At 72.4% G+C, this 18272-nt stretch carries 15 protein-coding genes and 1 pseudogene; 8 read left to right on the top strand and 8 right to left on the bottom strand.

Annotated features, from left to right (window positions below; translation table 11 throughout):
- A pseudogene (locus tag ABYE80_RS06050) lies at positions 1 to 428 on the bottom strand (hypothetical protein); the annotation flags it as partial.
- A 130-nt stretch (positions 429 to 558) separates the two neighbouring features.
- Between ABYE80_RS06050 and ABYE80_RS06045 the strand changes: the two are divergent.
- Genes ABYE80_RS06045 through ABYE80_RS06030 form a run of 4 tightly spaced genes read left to right on the top strand, consistent with a single transcriptional unit; the run spans position 559 to position 4609 of the window.
- Positions 559 to 2340: an ATP-binding protein gene (locus ABYE80_RS06045; protein WP_372789366.1), complete on the top strand. Its 1782-nt coding sequence runs from the start codon at positions 559 to 561 to the stop codon at positions 2338 to 2340.
- Entirely contained in the window at positions 2337 to 2891 is a 555-nt protein-coding gene (locus ABYE80_RS06040; RefSeq protein WP_372789365.1) for a hypothetical protein, read from the top strand. Before ABYE80_RS06045 ends, ABYE80_RS06040 begins: the two co-directional genes overlap by 4 nt.
- Complete coding sequence (locus ABYE80_RS06035; protein ID WP_372789364.1) at positions 2879 to 3508, top strand: LuxR C-terminal-related transcriptional regulator; 630 nt, start codon at positions 2879 to 2881, stop codon at positions 3506 to 3508. Before ABYE80_RS06040 ends, ABYE80_RS06035 begins: the two co-directional genes overlap by 13 nt.
- 6 nt (positions 3509 to 3514) lie before the next feature.
- The gene (locus ABYE80_RS06030; RefSeq protein WP_372789363.1) at positions 3515 to 4609 is read left to right on the top strand and encodes a sensor histidine kinase; all 1095 of its coding nucleotides are present in this window, start codon (positions 3515 to 3517) and stop codon (positions 4607 to 4609) included.
- A gap of 25 nt (positions 4610 to 4634) precedes the next feature.
- Here the strand turns inward: ABYE80_RS06030 and ABYE80_RS06025 are convergent, their stop codons facing one another.
- The 3 genes from ABYE80_RS06025 to ABYE80_RS06015 form a co-directional block, all read right to left on the bottom strand.
- Positions 4635 to 4919: a circadian clock KaiB family protein gene (locus ABYE80_RS06025; protein WP_372789362.1), complete on the bottom strand. Its 285-nt coding sequence runs from the start codon at positions 4917 to 4919 to the stop codon at positions 4635 to 4637.
- A gap of 47 nt (positions 4920 to 4966) precedes the next feature.
- Positions 4967 to 6508 (bottom strand): circadian clock protein KaiC, encoded by a 1542-nt coding sequence (gene kaiC, locus ABYE80_RS06020; RefSeq protein ID WP_372789361.1) that lies wholly within the window; start codon positions 6506 to 6508, stop codon positions 4967 to 4969.
- Between the two features lie 78 nt (positions 6509 to 6586).
- Positions 6587 to 7195, bottom strand: a complete 609-nt coding sequence (locus tag ABYE80_RS06015; protein WP_372789360.1) for a hypothetical protein — start codon at positions 7193 to 7195, stop codon at positions 6587 to 6589.
- A 146-nt stretch (positions 7196 to 7341) separates the two neighbouring features.
- Between ABYE80_RS06015 and ABYE80_RS06010 the strand changes: the two genes are divergently transcribed.
- Together ABYE80_RS06010 and ABYE80_RS06005 are read left to right on the top strand one after the other, a co-directional pair.
- Entirely contained in the window at positions 7342 to 7737 is a 396-nt protein-coding gene (locus tag ABYE80_RS06010; RefSeq protein ID WP_372789359.1) for a response regulator transcription factor, read from the top strand.
- Positions 7734 to 8600 carry a GGDEF domain-containing protein gene (locus ABYE80_RS06005; RefSeq protein WP_372789358.1) on the top strand — a complete coding sequence of 289 codons (867 nt, stop codon included), beginning with the start codon at positions 7734 to 7736 and terminating at the stop codon, positions 8598 to 8600. The genes ABYE80_RS06010 and ABYE80_RS06005 overlap by 4 nt, the downstream gene beginning before the upstream one ends.
- 64 nt (positions 8601 to 8664) lie before the next feature.
- Here the strand turns inward: ABYE80_RS06005 and ABYE80_RS06000 are convergent, their stop codons facing one another.
- Positions 8665 to 9006: a hypothetical protein gene (locus tag ABYE80_RS06000; RefSeq protein WP_372789357.1), complete on the bottom strand. Its 342-nt coding sequence runs from the start codon at positions 9004 to 9006 to the stop codon at positions 8665 to 8667.
- A 118-nt stretch (positions 9007 to 9124) separates the two neighbouring features.
- Between ABYE80_RS06000 and ABYE80_RS05995 the strand changes: the two genes are divergently transcribed.
- The gene (locus tag ABYE80_RS05995; RefSeq protein ID WP_372789356.1) at positions 9125 to 10549 is read left to right on the top strand and encodes a hypothetical protein; all 1425 of its coding nucleotides are present in this window, start codon (positions 9125 to 9127) and stop codon (positions 10547 to 10549) included.
- Between the two features lie 76 nt (positions 10550 to 10625).
- Positions 10626 to 11807, top strand: a complete 1182-nt coding sequence (locus ABYE80_RS05990) for a serine hydrolase domain-containing protein (protein WP_372789355.1) — start codon at positions 10626 to 10628, stop codon at positions 11805 to 11807.
- Positions 11808 to 11884: 77 nt separating this feature from the next.
- Here the strand turns inward: ABYE80_RS05990 and ABYE80_RS05985 are convergent, their stop codons facing one another.
- The 3 genes from ABYE80_RS05985 to ABYE80_RS05975 form a co-directional block, all read right to left on the bottom strand.
- Positions 11885 to 15613 carry a LamG-like jellyroll fold domain-containing protein gene (locus ABYE80_RS05985; protein ID WP_372789354.1) on the bottom strand — a complete coding sequence of 1243 codons (3729 nt, stop codon included), beginning with the start codon at positions 15611 to 15613 and terminating at the stop codon, positions 11885 to 11887.
- 90 nt (positions 15614 to 15703) lie between these two features.
- Entirely contained in the window at positions 15704 to 16999 is a 1296-nt protein-coding gene (locus tag ABYE80_RS05980) for an acyl-CoA dehydrogenase family protein (RefSeq protein WP_372789353.1), read from the bottom strand.
- Positions 16978 to 18272: cytochrome P450 (locus ABYE80_RS05975; RefSeq protein WP_372789352.1), on the bottom strand; the 1295-nt coding region annotated here is incomplete at its 5' end. The genes ABYE80_RS05975 and ABYE80_RS05980, both read right to left, overlap by 22 nt.

Below are 18272 nucleotides of genomic sequence, written 5' to 3'. Positions count from 1 at the left end.
CCGGCACCCGCGGCCCCGCCGTAGAACCCCGCGACGCCCAGCAGATGTCCGAGCACGGCCCCGTAGGCGATCGCCGCACAGGTCACCAGGCCCGCCACCCGTCCGGCCACCGAGGCCAGGAGACCTCCCAGGGCGAGCGCGGCGAACGCGATCACCGTCGTGGCGGCCGCCCGGCCCGGGTTCCCGACGTCCTCGCCGCCGCCGCCGAGCAGCGCGTCGAACCGGCTTCCGGCCCCAACGACCCACTCGATCAGGGTCACCACCGCCCACAGCAGGACGATCGCGAGCAGCGGCCGCGTCGACCGGCCGGGTCGCAGCGCCGCCGCACCCACCGCCCCGAAGGCCAGCGCGCTGTACGGGACCATCGCCGGGCTGCCGGGGAGCACCCTCGTGAGCGCCGCTACGCCGACGGCCCATCCGACGAGCACCAGTGCGGACAGGGCGAGCAGCCCGACCCCCAGCCAACGGACCGCGCGTTCGGCTGTGGAGGACGCCTCGGCTTCCTGCCGGCTCGAATTCTTCGGGAGTGCTGGAGGCAGAGCACTACGATAGTCGCTGGTGCCCGACGACTCGACGCCACCCGACCCCATCGACGTCCGTGCTCTTCTGCACGAGATCCGCGGTGAGCTCACCACGATCCGCGGGAACGCGGGCCTCCTGCGCCGCACCAGCGATGCGTTCTCGCTCGCCGAGCGCCAGAGCTTCGCCACGACCGTCGAGTCCGCCGCGGTCCGCGTCGACGAGCTGACGAGCGATGTCGCGGCGGCCGTCGCGCGCGACGGCCGCGGGACGAGCCCGACCCCGGCTCCCCCGCCGGGACGCGTCGACCTCGTGCTCGCCCTCGTGGAGGAGGATCCGCGCCCGATCACCGTCGTCGACCGGCAGCTGCGCTTCGTGTACAGCAACCGGGTCGCTCGGCTCGAGGCGCGGCGGCTGCTGGGACAGGAGCTGACCCCTGGGACCGCCCTCAGCGACGCCTACGCCCCCTTCCCCGACCGGTGGGAGGAGGTGCGCCGGCACTGGGTGTCGGCGCTGCGCGGCGAGGATCGCCTCATCGTCCGGGACGTGCCGGTCGTCGACGACCCGCAGACCACGACGACCCTCGAGGTCCGCCACCGCCCCCTGCACGTCGCCGGCGAGATCGCGGGAGCGGTCGCGATCGCCACCGACATCACCAGCCAGCGTCGGACCGACGACGCGCTGCGGAGAGCCGAGTCGGACGCCGCGGAGGCGCGCGCCCTCACGGCGGCGCGCACGATGTTCCTCTCGCGGATGAGCCACGAGCTGCGGACCCCGCTGAACGCGATCGCCGGGTTCGCGACCCTGCTGCTGAGCCAGACCGACGGCCTTGCCCACACCCACGCCGAACAGGTCGTGCAGGCCGCGCGTCAGCTCACGGCGCTGGTCGACGACGTCCTCGACCTCGCCCTGTTCGAGGATCAGGAGCTCACGCTCTCGCCGGAGCACGTGGATCTCGCGAGCGCCGTGAGCGAGGCCGTGTCGGCCCTCGGCGAGGCGGCTCCCGCGCTGGAGGTCCATCTGCCCTCCGGGCCGGTGTCCGTCCACGCCGACCTGCAGAGCCTGCTGCAGATCCTTCGCTCGCTGCTGCGCAACGTCACCGAGCACGGTGGCGGCAGGGCCGCGCTGACCGCGGCCGTCACCGACGACGTCGTGACCCTCGAGCTCACCGACGACGGGGCCGGCATCCCGCGCGAGGACGCCGACCGCGTGTTCGAGCCCTTCGCGCGGCTCGACGACCGTGTCGGAGCCGGCGCGGGGCTCGGGCTCGCCGTGGCCCGCGGGCTCGCCCGCGCCGTGGGTGGCGATCTCCGGCTGACCCGGCACGCCCCCGCGGGCGCCGGTTTCACGCTCACCCTTCCCCGCGCGCTCGACGAGCCGGCGCCGGGCCCCTCCCCAGCTCCGAGCGGCGACGCCGCCGGCGACCTGCTCTACATCGAGGACAACCCGTCGAACGTGCGCCTCCTCGAGTCGGTGATGCTGCTGCGCCCGGGGATCGAGCTGCGAACCGCGACGTCTGCCGCTGCGGGGGTCAAGCTCGCGGCGGCCCACCCGCCCGACCTCGTGCTGCTGGACGTCCACCTCCCCGACGGATCGGGGCTCGACAGCATCGGCGCTCTGCGCGCCGCCGCGGGCACGGCGGACCTCCCGATCGTGGTGCTCACGGCCGACGCCTCACCCGCGACGCGGCGACGCGCGCGGGATCTCGGATCCTCGCACCACCTCACCAAGCCGTTCGACGTCGACGAGCTCCTCGTCACGGTCGACCGCTTCATGAGCGAGACCGGACACCAGACCGACGGGGTAGGTACCGCGCCGTGAGCGATCGCCCGGACGTCGCCGTCGCGGGCGCGAGGAGCGCCATCCACGAGATCCGCGGAGAGCTCGCGTCGATCCGCGGGCACGCCGGCCTGCTGCGGCGCCACGAGCTCGAGCTCGACGCGGCACGCCGCGAGTCGTTCGCGGAGAACATCGACGACGCCGGCCAGCGGATCGACGCGCTCGTGAACCGCCTGGCCGGAGCCCTGCGCCTCGGGGGAGCGCTGCGCTCGGCACTCGACGCTGTGGAGGGGCCCCTCTGCATCGTCGATGCGGCGGGGAACGTCGCCTACGCGAACCCGGCCCAGGTGGCCGCCTGGCCCGCCGCCGCCGACGTCGCGGTTCCCGGCACGGCGCTGCGAGAGCTCGTCGACGCTCGCACCCCCACCGGCGCGGCGATCCTCGACATGGTGCAGACCGCGCTCACCGGTGAGGCTGGGACCGTGCCCGGCGGCGACGCGCCGATCTCCTGCACCCCGGTCCGCACCGACGACGCCGAGGGCGTCGAGTACGTCGTCGTCGCTCAGCTAGGCTCGGTGCCATGGCGCGCCTGATGCTCATCGATGACCACGGCGCCGTCCGCTCGGGGCTGCAGCTGCTCGCGGAGTCCGCCGGGCACGAGGTCGTGGCGACCGCCGCCACCGTGGAGGCCGGTCGCCGGAAGCTGCTCGGGCACCGTCCGGACCTCGCCGTGGTCGACGAGGCGCTCCCCGACGGGCGCGGACACGAGCTGATCGCGGAGCTGCGTCACTCCGTGGACACCAGGTTCCTGCTGTACACGGGCCTCGAGGATCCCAAGATCTTCGTCCAGTGCCTGACCTCCGGGGCCGACGGACATGCGCTCAAGGGCGGCAGCGCCGAGGAGCTGCTCGGCGCGATCGACAACGTCCTGGACGGCATGAACTACTTCGACCCGCGGATCGGCCAGGCGTTGCGCACCGCTGACGTCAGGACCGGACGGCTCCGACCCCGGGAGCGCGAGGTCCTCGCGCTGGTCGCAGCGGGCCAGGAGACCCAGGAGATCGCGGATCGACTCGTGCTCTCCCCGGAGACGGTACGCAGCCACGTCCGCAACCTCCTCGAGCGGCTCGGCGCGCACACCCGGGCGCAGGCGGTGGCGATCGCGCTGACCGAGGGGGAGCTCGTGCTCTCCGCCGAATCCTCGGGCTGAGGCATCGTGAGCGCACTCGTCAACCCGGACGGTCTCGGGCTGCTCGTCATCGAACGGCCACCGTTCGTGGGCTCGTTCATCAAGGCCTTCGACCGCGCTCCCGACGTGCACATCGTCGCGGTCGCCGAGAGCTTGCACGACATCGCCCCGGGAGCGCTCGACGCAGCCGACATCATCTACGTGGGGGACGGCGTGGTCCCGTCGGATGGCGACGCCGAGACGCTCTGGGCGGAAGGCCGACGCGTCATCGTGGGCCAGACCCGTCCGGCGGACGACGGCGGCGACCTCTGGTTGGAACGGGGCGCTGCGGCCGTGGTCTCGCGGACCGCCCGGCCGCAGGTCCTGGTCAACGCGGTCCGCCGCGCAGCGGTTCGGCAGGCGGCCCGCCCGGGAGCGGAGCCGGCGAAGGAGCGCGAGCCGCCCGCCGCCGACCCGGCCCCGAGCCGACCGACCGAACCCAGCGGCAGCGGCGGGATCGAGGCGCTTCGCGCGTCCGAAGCCATGGCGATCGCGCAGCGCATCAGGGAGGAGCTTGCCACGACGCTCCACAACGGACCGCTGCAGCTCCTGCTGGCCGCCCGGCAGGAGATCGAGGCGGCCGAGGACGGCGACGAGCTCGGGCTCGGTCGCGCGCGGAGGTTCGTGTACGACGCCACGCTGCAGATCCGGGACGAACTGCACGAGCTGACCCTGCCGGACCCGGAGGTCCTCGGGTTCCGCAACGCGCTGACCCGCCTCGTCGAGCGCAAGGCCGCGCTGACCAATGCGCACGCGGTCGTCGACGTCACGGACGATCTCGGATCTCCCCGGGACGGCTCGGCCATCATCGACATGACCCGCGAGCTCCTGATGAACGTCGTGAAGCACGCTCGAGCGAGCACGTTGACCGTCGACGCTCGGCGTGACGGCGACGGCATCGTGCTCACGATCTCCGACGACGGCGTGGGATTCACGCCGGCACGTGCGGCCCAGGCGCAGGCCGACGGTCATTTCGGTCTGAACCTCGTGCGACGACGGGTCGACGAGCTCGGCGGCACGCTCGCCCTTCGGAGTGCCCCCGGCAGCGGGACCGAGGTCGTGATCAGGCTGCCCAGAGGCTGAGCCTCGGTGCGACCCTTCTGCGGGGTCAGTAGCCCAGGCCGGACAGCGCGCCCGTCAGGTCGGACAGGTCACCGACGATCGAGCGCGCGCGTCCGTCGCCGATCTGCACGAGCATGGGCGTCGCGAGGACGCGATGCTCGTCCGCGCGAATGGGGTCGTCCTCGAGATCCACGATCTCCAGCGACGTCCCCTCCGGCAGGTGGTCGCGCACGAGCGCCCTGGCGTTGGCGATCGCCCGGTTGGCGAGCGTGGTCCGGCCCGCGATGTAGAGCCTCAGACATGGTCCCGCGATGCCCGTCGACTCGCTCACGACATCCAACCGCTGCCTGGCGTCGCGCGCCCGCGCGTGCGCCTCCCTCACGCCCTGGCCTCGTCGGCCCCGGTGGAGGCCGGTCGTTCCTCGATCACGGTCCCCGCGATCGCGGGGGCGAGCTGCTCGGTCGGCACCGGCATCGGCATGATGATGCCGCTGAGGATGCCGGTCACCTCCCGGATCGTCGGCCCGAGCTGCAGCCCGTGCTTGCTCACCGTGATCTCGCGGATGTCGTGGGCGTGATCCCCCCCGCGGGACTTCAGCACGTGCAAGCCACGGCGGACCACGCCATCGCTCTCGACGTACCGCAGCAGCAGGAGGACGTCGACCACGGTGCTCATCTGGTGTCCGGCGAACGACCCCCCGGCACCCGGCGAGGTCGTGGTGAAGAGCCCGGAGATGTCGCCGGCCTTCAGGTAGCTCAGCAGGCCGACCACGAACTCGTGGAACTGCTGCGGGGACGTGAAGCGCTCGAGGGCCGAGAGGCTGTCGACGACGACACGGCGCGGCGCGAACTCCGCGACCTCGCGGCGCATGTCGAGCAACAGGTCCTCGAGGCTCGACCGGTCCGGGTACTGGGCGACGACGCGCAGCTTCCCATCCTGCACGGCGCCGTCCAGGTCGTGCCCCACGGACCGAGCGTTGCGCAGGAGCTGTGAGCTGCTCTCCTCGAAGCAGAAGTACAGGCAGCTCTCTCCTGCGGTGAGTCCGGCCGACACGTAGTCGATCGCCAGCGTCGTCTTCCCGGTCCCCGTGCTCCCACTCACCAGGATGCTCGAGTCCCGGAGGATGCCCTCCCCCAGCGCGCTGTCGATGCCGCCGCCGTTGCCGATCGCGATCCGCTCGGTGCTCGCGACGTGCGCATCCTCGATCGCGGAGTGCGGGATCAGCTCGATCCCTCTCAGCGGGTCGATCGTGAACGGCCGCTCGCCCTTGCGGTGCTGCGCGCCTCGGACCTTGAGCACCTCGAGCGTTCGCCGGCGCGTCTCCTGGTCCAGCGGATGACGGAGGATCACCACGGAGTCCGCGACGAAGTCCTCGACGCCGTGCCGGGACACCGGACCGAACTCGTCGACGCGTTCGGCGGTCACCAGGGTCGTGACGCCGAGTTCGCGCATGCCGGACATCAGGCGGCTCAGCTCGCGGCGCACCGCGTGCGGGTCGGCGAACGACGGGAACAGCGAGCCGACGGAGTCGAACACGACGCGACGCGCGTCGATCTGGCGAACGGCCGCCGTGATCCTGGTGAGGAGGCCGCGGAAGTCGAAATCGCCCGCCTCGAGCACGTCGGTCGTCGGCGTCATCGAGTAGTCGAGGATGAGGATGTCGCCGCTGTCGATGGCCTCCTGGATCGCCCAGTCGAAGCTCGCCACGTTGCGGATCAACTCGTCCGCGGACTCCTCCAGCGTGACGAGCACACCCCGCTCGCCAAGGTCACGCGCGGCGCTGGCGAGCGCCTGGAGCGCCAGGACGGTCTTCCCGCTCCCGCTCGTCCCGGCCACGAGGGTGCTCCGCCCGACAGGGAAGCCGCCCAGGGTGAGTTCGTCGAGGCCGGTGATCCCGGTGGGCGCCTTGGGGTGGGGCATGCACCACAGCTTGGCCCGGGGGGCGGTCTGCGCCAATGGCGCGCAAGGCGTAAGGCCCGTACCCCGTACGGACCACGTTCACTGTCCGGGCCGCAGCGCCACGACAAGTCTGCTGGCGCCTCGCGCGGGGGCGCTGACCCACAGCCAGGAGGCGTCGTCGCGGTGCCACGACCAGCCTCCCGACCGCTGCGGACCCGCTTCGACCAGCAGGGCGAGCAGGTGCGCCACGGTCATCCGCCGAGCGGCTTCGGGGTCGCGGCCACCGTCCCGCGTGCACCACACGTCCGAGGACGGGATGCTCGCGATCGTGATCGCAGCAGGGAACGCGCGCAGGATGACGTCGGCAAGCCCGTCCTGGTCCGGTGTCGCCGTGGCGGCGAACCGGGGGCGCTCCTGCGGCGGGAGCACCAGCATGGACACATCACCGGCGTCGACCGTCTCCCCGACCCGCACGATGCCCACCAGCCGCTCTGCCGCCGTCTGCACGTCCCCGAGCGTCCGCTTGGGCAGCGTGCCGCGAAGCAGGGCCCGCCCGTCGCCCGCGGCCAGGACCACGACGGGATCACCGACCTTCGGCGGACTCCAGGCACGGACCTCCACGAGGTCGCACACGGCGCCCAGGGCCCGCACGGCGACCGCGTCGTGGATCGGCAGCACGTCCGCGCTGAGCGGGTCTGGTCGGCTCACCTGACCATCGTCACGCGTCCTGACCGCGACCCCCATGCCCCGTACGCGGGATCTTCTCCCGGCTCCGGCCCGTTGCGAAGCTCCCCCTGCCGCGTAGTCGATCGGACGACGACGCACGCAGCGGATCGTGGGATCGTGATCGGTCCGTGCTTCCCGCCTCCGTGATCGTGGCCGACGACTCACCTGAGTACCTCAGCGTGCTCCGACGGGCGGTGGACCGCGCAACCTCGCTCGAACTCGTCGGGAGCGCCGCGGATGGCCGCGAGGCCTTGGACCTCGTCACGGCACTCGGCCCCGACATCGCGATCTGCGACGACCAGATGCCGCACCTGCGAGGGATCGAGGTGGCCGAGCGCGCCGTCGGCGACGGGTCGCGGACGATCTTCGTGATCGTGTCGGCGGAGCTGTCCCCGGATCTCGAGCACCGCGCGGACGGCATCGATGCGATCGTGGTCGACAAGGTCCGCGGAGTGGAGGCCGTCCTGCGGGCGTGCCACGGCGCGTTGGCCGTCGACGTCGACGACGAGGAACAGGCGGGATGACGTCCGGGCCCTCGCCGCAGCCCGTGGCCCGGGCGACTCTCGAAGTCCCGCCCTCGGCCCGCACGGTGCTCGATGCGCTCGCGGTGCCGGTGATCCTGCTCGACGCGCGCGGCGTCGTGGTCGCGACGAACGCCGCCGCGGCTGCCACCGGCTGCGAGCCGGGGGCGGACGTGCTGACCGGCCTCCCACCGCTGGATCGCGCCGCCGGCCGGGCCGCCGTACAGGCGGCGCGCGCGCACGGAGGAGCGCACGAGATCGTCCTCGCCGTCCCGCGCACGATGGACGGGCGCGCCGCACGCGGCATCCTGACCCACATCGAGGGCACCGAGACCTTCGCCGTGACGCTCGAGTCGCAGAGCGCGACCGGACCGGGTGCGTGTGACGACCTCACCGGGCTTCGCGGCCGCCGCCTCATCCTGGAGCAGCTGACCCGCCGCCTCGCGGAGTCCCGTCGCTACGGCACCCCGCTCGCGGTGGCGCTCTTGGACCTCGACCGGTTCAAGCGCATCAACGACCACCTCGGTCACGCCGCCGGCGACTCCGCGTTGCGCGCGGCGTCCCGGACGATGGTGGGTCGGGTCCGCACCACCGACGACATCGGCCGCATCGGCGGGGACGAGTTCCTACTGCTGCTCCCCAGCGCCCAGGGGGCCGATGCGGCGGTGGTCCTGCGCGAGATCTGCTCGCGGATCGCGGCGGTCACCGTCGACGGGCGCTCACGTCGGCGGATGCGGTTGTCGGCGAGCGTGGGCGTGTGCGCGGCCGATCCCGAGGAGGCGCTCGACGGCCCCGACGTCCTGCGCCGCGCTGACGACGCGCTGGCCCGGGCCAAGCGCCGGCGCGGACGGGTCGTCGTGGCTTGAGGCGGTTTGCCCCGCCTGACCCGCCGGCAGAGGGCGCCCTCACGCCGCAGCGACCGGACAGGGCTCAGATCGCGTCGTACAGCAGCGACGCCTCGATGCGCTTCAGGGTGTCGAGCAGCTCCTCCTGCTGGGCCTTCCTGCCGAACAGCCGCAGGCCGATCCTGCTCGTGCTCTCGTAACCCCGCTCGACGCTCAGGAGGGTGCCGCCGTCCGGCCCGGGCTCGATCCCGAACGTCAGGTTGTTGGCGAGCGCGATATGGGTGTAGGGGCGCGTCTCGACGATCGGGACGTGACCGGCGAAGCGGTCGCGCCACTGGCTCTGCTGGCCCTCGTCGGCGAGGAACTCGTACACGTCCCACGGCGACCGGGCGATCGCGAGGGACGCGGCGAAACGGCGTTCGGGCACCGGACCAGCCTAACCGGCGCGCCCTCAGTCGATCGGCCGTCGTGAGGCCCGCCGCCCTCTGGCCACGCCCGGCCAAGAATTCGCCCGTCGCAGCGGAGATGCGTGTACGTTCGCGCTTATGAGCAAGCTCGTCGTGGGAGCGGGTCTCGCCGCCCTCTGTCTCGTCATCGCGCCGGTCGCGTCGGCCGCGCCGCCGGTCAACGACAACCGCGCGTCCGCCACGACGATCGGCGCCGGGGCGGACGTCACCGGCACCACCGTGGAGGCGACGCGTGAGCTCAACGAGCCGCCGAACTGCCCCGCCAAGGGCGGGGCGTCGGTGTGGTACCGCTACAACGCCCCGCGCGAGGGCTCGGCCCGCATCCTGCTCGAGACGCGTGGCGGCCTCGACGCCACGGTGGCGATCTACGAGGTGGAGCGCTCGACGATCAGCCGGATCAGCTGTGCGGACTCGCGGCGAGGCGTGGTGTTCGTCCAGGGCAGCCTGGACGAAGGGACCTACCTGATCCGCGTCACCGAGCGCGAGGGGTCGGAGTCCGGGACCTTCCGGCTGCGGTTCTCGGGCGTGCTGACCGAGCCGCGCGGCACGGGCAGGCGCCTCCCGTCCTCCGGGCGGCTGCGCGGGACGCTCAACCCGCTGACCCGTCCCTTCCTGCGCGTCTCGCGCCGGCTCTCGGCGGGACGCAGCTATCGCGTCCGGGTCTCCGTCGGGTCCGGAGGCACGTGCAACGCGACGATCCGCCTGGACTACCCCGACGACGACTCGCGGTTCTTCGACTGCCGCGACTACACCGTCATCACCCCGGACCCGAGCTACAGCGGCACCCACGTCCTCACCCTCGAGGCCGGGACCGCCGACATCGACGACGAACGCTACGACGTGTCGATCACCCCCGTGGGAGCGGACGACCTCGCGCCGGGACGGTTCATCGGCGGATTCGGCAAGGCACGCGGATCGGTGTCCGGGCGCAGTCCCGACGCCGAGGACGTGTTCCGCTTCGACGTCACCCGGCGCGCCGAGATCACGCTGCGACTCGCGTCGCGCGGGTCGATGGGCATGCAACTCCGGACCTCCGGCGGGCGCCGTGTGACGTCGGCGTCCGTCAACGGCGACACGGGCCAGATCCGTACGCGCCTGCGGCCCGGCCGGTTCTACGTGATCGTCTCCGCCGCCGATACCGCCGGCGGCCGCTACACGTTGTCGCGGCTGACCCGCGTGATCACGGCGACCCACGTCACCTGGGAGGGCAGCGCCTCCCGCCAGAAGGGGCCGGGATCGTCGAGCACCGTGCAGGTGTCCACGTCCTCCGGGGCCTCCGGGCGCGCGACGGTCACCGTCGAGCGGTTCGATCCGCAGTTCGGGTGGCGGTTCTACCTCCGCCGGACCATCGGCGTGAGCGGCGGACGCGGAAGCATGTCCGTCGCGACGCGGGAGATCGGCCAGTACCGGGCTCGCGCGGCGTTCCTCGGGACCAGGCGGTTCAGCCCCAGCACCGCCCGGCGCACGGCGCGCCTGAGCGTCGTCGCTCCGCTGCGGGAGTGAGCGGCCGCGGGGACCACGGGCAAGGGAGTCCTCGTTTGTGGTCCGCCCCCAACGCTCTCGGCGGTAGCGTCGCGGCATGAGCACGATCGGGGAGACGACCATCGACGCGCTGCTGGACGGCGCGGTGGAACAGGGGGCGCTCCAGGGAGTGACGGCCGTCGCGGCGACCCGGGACGCCGTCGTCTACGAAGGCGGTTTCGGCACGCTCGCGGACGGCGGCCCGGCCGTCGAGCCGCAGACACCGGTGCGGATCGCGTCGATGACCAAAGCCCTGACCACGGTCGGCCTGCTGCAGCTCATCGAGCGCGGCACGGCACGGCTCGACGACCCGGTGGCGAGCGTCATCCCGGCCTTCGGGGACCTGCCGGTGCTCGAAGGCTTCGACGCCGAGGGCGCACCCGTGCTGCGGGAGCCCGCCTCGCAGGCCACGATCCGCCAGCTGCTCTGCCACACGGCCGGTCACGGCTACCACTTCCTCAACGCGGACCTCACCCGATACCACGAGGTCACCGGGCTACCGGACGCGCTCAGCGCGCAACGGGAGTTCCTGCGCGCCCCGCTGGTCAACGACCCCGGGACGGTGTGGGAGTACGGCATCAACACCGACTGGGCGGGGCAGGTCGTGGAGGCGCTCAGCGGCCAGACGCTCGACGCGTACCTGCAGGAGCACCTGTTCGACCCGCTGGCCATGTCGAGCACGACGTTCTCGCCGGACGTCGAGTACCTGGAGCGCACCATGGCGATCCACCAGCGGCTCGAGGACGGCAGCCTGGTCCCGAACGGCATCGAGTGGCCGGAGGACCCCGAGGTCCGCTGCGGCGGCCACGCGGCGTTCTCGACCGCGGGCGACTACTGCCGGTTCATGCGAGCGCTGCTGCGCGGGGGCGAGCTCGACGGGCAGCGCATCCTGGATGCCGCCACCGTCGAGGAGGCGTTCACCGACCAGCTCGGCGGCATCGCGCTGCCGGAGATCATCGAGAGCGCGAACCCGCTGCTGTCCAACGACGTCCCGTCCGCGCCGTTCCCGCAGAGCTGGGGACTCGGCTTCCACCTCACCCTCGCCGACCTGCCCGGCATGCGGTCCCACGGGACCGGCGACTGGGCCGGGCTGGCCAACTGCTACTTCTGGATCGACCGCGCCTCGGGTGTCTGCGGCGCGATCCTCACCCAGGTCCTGCCGTTCTTCGACGAGCGGATCGTCGGGACGGCCCTGCAGTTCGAGGCCGCCGTCTACGCGCAGGTCGGCAGCGCCGGCTGACGTCAGGCGCGGACGGGCGCCGCGATGCGCGCGCGGACGGTGGTGCGCTCGGGCCCGCGCAGCGTCGTGGGTGCGGGCTAGCGCTCACCACCGCGGCGGCGGTCGCTCGGGCCGCGGCGCTTGGCGGTCGTGCGGGCCTTGCGCTCGGCCTTGGCCACGCGACGCCGGGTGCTGCTGCGCGTCTTGTGGGTGCTCCGGGGGCAGGACCGCGGGCGGAAGAGGACGGTGCGCCCCTTGCTGACGCGGGCCAGCTTGACGATCGGCGACTTCGCCCTCCGGCACGCGCGACGTACGTTGCTGCGGCGCGCGACGCGGCGCCCGGAGCGCTTGGCGGACGCCCCCGACCTGGCGGCCGCCCGAACCGTCGCCGTCGAGGCCGTGGCCGGCACGGCGTTGGCGGTCGCGGCGATCTCAGACGCCGACAGCGCGCGCGACCACAGCCGGACCTCGTCGATCCGCCCGTCGAAGCCCTCCCCGGACCACACGCTGTTGTCGCCGATGCGCAGCGGCCCGGTGCTGACCGGGGGCGCGCTGACACCGGTGATCGCGCCGACCTGCGCGCCGTCGCGGTACAGCCGCAGCGTCCCACCCTCGAAGGTCGCCGCGACGTGGGTCCAGCGTCCGGTCTGGATGGCGCTGGGCGAGTACGCCCCGAGATCGCCGATCCACGCGTTGGTCTTGCCGGTCCCGCCGTCCGTCGCGTACACGCCGTAGGCGATGCCCGAACCCGCCTCCTTGAGCAGGATCGTCTGCCATGTCTTCGTCGTGTCCGGCCGTACCCAGGCCTCCATGGTGAGGGCGCTCGTGAGGTCGAGGTCGATGTGGTCGGCGACCGTCACGCGATCGCCCGACCCGTCGAAGGTCAGCGCCGAACCGCTGTGACCGGCGGTGGTGCGCACGGCTCCGCTGATCGTCCCGTCGTGCCCGCGACCGCTGCCGTCGACCGCGGTCGAGCCGGAGGCCTCGTCGAAGTCGAGCGACAGGACCAGCCCGTCCGCAGGAGGCGGCGGTGGCGGGGGCGGCGGCGGGGGTGGCGGTGCCCCGGAACCAGGCAACCCGGTGGCCATGTCGGTGGCGATGTCCGCGGCCGACAGGGCCCGGTTGTAGATCCGGACGTCGTCGACCAGGCCGTCCAGGGTCTCCGACGGCCACACGCGATTGCCGCCGAGGCGCAGCGGCCCCGTGCCCGCCGGCGCCGCCGCAGTGACACGGGTGGCGGCCACCGAGCCGTCGACGTACAGGCGCGCCGTGGTGCCGTCGAAGGTCAGGGCCAGATGGGTCCAGCGGTCGGTGACGATCGGCGGCGCGTACAGCCCGTCGTCGCCGACCCAGCCGTTGATCTTGCCCTGGCTGCCGCCGTTCGTGGCGTAGAGCGCGTTGTTGAAGCTGCCCGGCTTCTCGTGCAGCACGACGGTCTGCCAGCTGCGCAACGTTCGCGGGCGGACCCACGCCGAGATCGTGTGGGGCCCGGAGAGCCCGACGCTCCCCGGATCGGCGATGGTGCCGAGGTCGTCCAGCCCGTCGAAGCTCAACGCCTTCCCGTGGCGACCGTCGGGAACCCACGCCGGCCCCCCGGTGAGCGTCGCGTCGTGGCCGTTGCCGGTGATGTCGTCCACGGTCGTGCCGGAGCCGTCCTCGAACCCGTAGGCCACCTGGATCCCGGGCGGCAGGACGGGGCCGTCGTCGCGGTAGCTCGCCGTGAGCTGGGTGTCGACCGCAGGAACCGTGATGTCGTGCGATCGCGCACCCCCGTCGGACCAGCCGGTGAAGACCTGGCGACGTCCGCTCGCGACGAAGGAGTCCGCCGCCGTGATCGTGGTCCGATAGCCGACAGCACCGGTGTGGGCGAGTGGCGCGACCCCGGAGGTGGACCCGATCGTCACGGGGGCGCCCGGGGGACTGCTCGCGAGCGTCAACACCGAGGTCTGTGGGACCACGGTGTGCGTCACCGAGGAGGTCACGCCCCCCGAGTCGCGCGCGGTCAGCGTCACGCGGTAGTAGGAGTCGGCGTCATGGTCGGCGAGCGGGCTGAAGCTCGCCTGCGCCTGACCGACGATCGTCGTCACGGGATGCAGATGCGCCCCGTGGATGAGGTTCACCTGCCAGGTGAGCGCGGACGCCGGGAGCGGACCGTCCTGCGCGTCGGTGGCCGATCCCTGCAGCGTCACGTTGGTCCCGATCCGGAAGGTGGAGCCGTCGACGGGCGAGGCGATGGAGGCGACCGGGGCGCTGTTGCCGGCGTCCACGCGCACCGTGTCCGACCCGGTCAACCCGCGGCCGTCGTCGACCGTGAGCGTCGCGGTGTACGTGCCGGGAGTGGCGTAGGTGTGGTTGACCCGCACGCCGGACAGCGGCGCTGAGCCGTCGCCCGGGTCCCAGGAGTAGGTGAGGGCATCGCCGTCGGGGTCCGACGAGGACCCGCCGTCGAAGGCCACCTGCAGCGGCGCGGTGCCGGAGCGGTCCGGACCCGCGACGGCGATCGGCGCGCGGTTCCCGGCCGTGTACACGAGTTCCGCGACGGAACCGGTGCCGGGCGAGCCGTCGCCGAAGAACACGCTCACGATGTTCCCCTGCGGGGAGGCCTCGAGATCGACGCCGTACCAGCCCGACCCGAAGTCGGTCGCCCGCACCACCGTGTCTCCGTCGAACTCGAGGCGTCGCAGCACGCCCTTGGCGTAGTCGCCGAACAGCGCGGTGCCCCGGTAGCTCGAGGGGTACGCCGTCCCTTCGTAGACCGGACCCGGCAGGACGGCGCCGTACCCAGGTCGTGGCTCGTCAGCGTGGGAGTACTGGAACGCCGGCGGGAGGTTGGCCTGCGGGCCGCCTTCCAGCGCGTACTGCGCGCTGCACTCGCTGTAGCTGCTGTAGCCGGGCGTCCGCGAGGAGCCCTCGTAGCACGGCCATCCCCAGGACCGGCCCTTCTGGGTGATCACGTCGATCTCCTCCCAGGTGCCCCACCCGACGTCGCCGACGAGGAGCCCGTTGTTCCCCGGTCGGAGGTGGAAGCGGAAGGGGTTGCGGAAGCCCTTGGAGTGCAGCTTCGTGCAGTTCTTCGTGAGGTCGGTGACCGTCGGGCAGAACCCGTGCCCGGGGAGCCCGCGGCCGTTGCGGTCGACGTGCAGGATCTTGCCGGCCAGCGACCGCTCGTCGTAGGTGCGCAGCGCCAGCGGGTCGACCCGGCCGTACGCGGCGGCGTCCCCGGACCCGACGTAGAGGGTGCCGTCCGGGGCGGAACGCACGGTGCCGATCGAGTGGGAGTCCTCCTCCGACGGAAGGCAGTCGACGGAGTTGTCCGGGGCCGGGCACGCGCCGGAGTAGGAGCCGAGGATCGTCGTGCCGGGGCCGAGATCGCCGTTGGCGGCCATCACATGACGCGTGAGTCGCGAGGCCATGATCCCGCTGCCGTCGGGTTGCAGCGGCTGGAGCTCCCGGGTGTAGAGCAGATAGACGTAGCGATTGGTGGCGAACGACGAGTCGACCGCGATCCCGAGCAGGCCCCGGTCGCCGTAGGCGTTGACCGAGCTGCGGATGTCGATGATCTGACGGTGGGTCTGCTGACCGGGCTCGACGAGCCGCACCGTGCCGCCCTTCTCCGCGACGAGCATCCGTCCGTCCGGCGTCCAGGCCACCGCGGTCGACTGGTTGAAGCCGCTGGCGAGCGTGCGCATCTCGAACCCTGCCGGCACGGTGACCGCGGCGGCAGGGGAGGCGAACGCGAGCGCCAGCAGCACCAGCGCAGCCGCCCACCATCCGCACCTCCCGTCGAGATGCACCGATGCTGGGGACGGTCGGGGAATCCGTTCCACCCGAGCACCGTTGCACCATGACGGGGGGAACGCAACACAAGATGCGTCCAGAGTCGCTTTACACCGTTTGTCGGCGCGGCGCCGGTCGCCTCAGCCCGTCAGGTCGCGCCCGAGCAGGTGCCGCGCGATGACCCACTGGAGCACCTCGTTGGCCCCCTCGAAGATCTCGAGGATCTTCGCGTCGCGGTAGATCTCCTCGAGCCGGTACTCGTCCCCGGTGGCGGCGATCCGCTTCGCGAAGCCGTACCCGCCGTACACCTGCAGCGCGTCTCGGGCGACGTCGTTGGCGAGCTTCGTGGCGAAGGACTTCGCCATGGACGCCTCGGGCTCGCCCGAGCGATCGCCACGGTCCAGGCGGACCGCGGCCTTCTGGTACAGCGATCGGGCGGCCTCGAGCGCGGTGGCATGCTCGGCGAGGCGGTACTGCCAGTGCTGCATCTCGCCGAGCTTCTTGCCGAACAGGACGCGGGTGCCGAGTCGCTCCACCGCGAGATCGAGCGCCGCCTGCGCGACGCCGACGCCCGCGGCCCCGATGCCCACGCGGCCGGCGGCCAGCGAGGCCAGCGCGACGCCCAGGCCACGTCCGGGCTCGCCGAGCACGTGCGCGGCCGGCACCTCGACGTCCTCGAAGAGGATGTCCGCCGTGATCTGGCCGTGGTGGCCCATCTTGAGGTCCGGCTCCCCGACCGTCACCCCGGGCGAGCGCATGTCGACGAGCAGCATGGTCATCGCCTGCTCCTCGCCATCGCGGCACAGGACGCACAGCCAGTCCGCGACCACGGAGTTCGTGATCCAGCACTTGCGGCCGTTCAGCAGGTAGCCACTGCCGGTCCGGGTGGCGACGGTCCTCAGCGTGTCGGGCGAGAGGTCCGACGAGGCGTCCGGCTCGGTGGTGGCGAACGAGAACGCGCTCTCGCCGCTGATCAGGGCGGGGAGCACGCGGTCGCGGACCTCGGGACGGGCGAACGACAGGCACCGGGCGTTGAGGATGCACTGCCCGTCGTACACGCCCGCCATCGACGAGGACTCATAGGCGATCTCCTCGGTCACGATGCACGTGGCGAGCATCGGGTGCTCGAGTCCGGCGCCGTGCGGCTCCGGGAACGGGACGGCGAAGCAGCCGTCGCCGGCCAGACCGCGGAACGCGTCCCAGGGGAACGCCTCGCGCGACTCGGGGGTGCGGGCGATCTCGCGCGCCACCGGCGCCAGGTGCTTGGCGACCGACGTGCGCGCCATGTCCCGGACGTGCGCCACGTCCGGCGGCAGGAACACGTCGTGCCAGGTGCGGTCCTGCGTGCGGACCGGCGCGGCCTGCCCGGGCGCCGGGCGGGGCTCCACGCCCGCCGGGCGCGGCTCGACGGCGCTCACGCGCTCGGCGGCGTCCACGTGGTGCGCATGGAGTGCACCCCGTTGATGAAGTTGTTCGTCTGGAAGTGCGGCGTGTGCGCCTCGATGTCGGGGAAGCGCGTGAACACCTCGGTCAGCCCGAACTTGACCATCTGGCGACCGAGCGCCGCGCCCATGCAGTAGTGCGGCCCGCCGCCGCCGAACCCGAGGTGGTTGGTGCGGGTGTCCCGGGTGATGTCGAACGTCGTGTGGTCGGGGAACGCGTCGGCGTCGTGGTTGCCGCTGATGTACCACATGACCACCTTGTCGCCCTCGGCGATCGGCACGCCGCGGATCTCCGTGTCGTGGGTGGCGGTGCGGCGGAAGTGCATGACCGGCGTCGAGTACCGCAGGACCTCCTCGACCGCGCCATCGATGTAGCGGTCGAAGTCCGACATGAGCAGCGCGCGCTGGTCCTCGTGGTCGGTGAACAGGTTGAGCGCGTGCGCGAGCGAGTGGCGCGTGGTGTCGTTCGCCGCGGAGCCCAGCAGGCTGAAGAACGCGCCGATCTCCCAGTCCTCGAGCGTGCGGCCGTCGACCTCGGCGGCGATGAGCCACGAGACGAGGTCCTCGCCCGGGGTCTTGCGGCGCTCCTCGATGAGGTCGAAGCAGATGTCGAGCAGGCGCTGGGCCTCCTCGCCGTAGGTCTCCAGGGCGTCGCGACCCTGCTGGGCCTCGGGGTCGTCCCAGGCGAGCATCTTCTCGGCCGCGTCCATGATCGTGGCGCGCGTCTCGCCGTCCGGCACGCCGAAGAAGTCCGCGAAGATCCGGCCCGGCAGCTCCTTCGCGAACTCGTTGGCGAAGTCGATGTCGCCCGTGGGTCCGACCTCCTCGCAGAGCGTCACGACCTCCTCGTGGACCCAGCCCTCGATCTGGCGCATGCGCCGCGGCGTGAAGGCCTGCGACACCAGCGAGCGCATCTGCTGGTGCTCGGGGTCGTCCATGAACAGGAACGACTGCGACATCGTCGCGACGGCCTCGGGGAAGTCCTCCATGAGGAAGCCCTGACTGGAGATGAACGTCTTGGCGTTGCGGCTGACCGTGCGGATGTCCTCGTGCTTCCACAGCGACCAGAAGCCCGGGGTCTCCTCGTCCGGCGGCATGAGCGTCGACTCGTAGGGCCGGTGCCAGGAGACGGGGCACTCCTGGCGGAAGCGCTCGAACACCTCGCGGTCGCGGTCCATGTAGGGCTTGGCCCAGAAGTCGCGGGCGGAGATGTCGGCTTCGGGGGCGTCGATCGTCGGGCGCGAGGTGGTGGTGCTCATGGAGGCAT

Source organism: Paraconexibacter sp. (genome assembly GCF_041602235.1).
Lineage (GTDB): Bacteria > Actinomycetota > Thermoleophilia > Solirubrobacterales > Solirubrobacteraceae > Paraconexibacter.
Note: the sequence above shows the minus strand (reverse complement) of the source record. Positions and strands in the feature narration are given on the sequence as shown.

What these genes read in the sequence shown, in the direction of transcription:
- ABYE80_RS05995 (WP_372789356.1), top strand. Translation starts at nt 9,125, where the DNA reads ATGAGCAAGCTCGTCGTGGGAGCGGGTCTCGCCGCCCTCTGTCTCGTC.
- ABYE80_RS05990 (WP_372789355.1), top strand. Translation starts at nt 10,626, where the DNA reads ATGAGCACGATCGGGGAGACGACCATCGACGCGCTGCTGGACGGCGCG.
- kaiC (WP_372789361.1), bottom strand. Translation starts at nt 6,508, where the DNA reads ATGCCCCACCCCAAGGCGCCCACCGGGATCACCGGCCTCGACGAACTC.
- ABYE80_RS06035 (WP_372789364.1), top strand. Translation starts at nt 2,879, where the DNA reads ATGGCGCGCCTGATGCTCATCGATGACCACGGCGCCGTCCGCTCGGGG.
- ABYE80_RS06005 (WP_372789358.1), top strand. Translation starts at nt 7,734, where the DNA reads ATGACGTCCGGGCCCTCGCCGCAGCCCGTGGCCCGGGCGACTCTCGAA.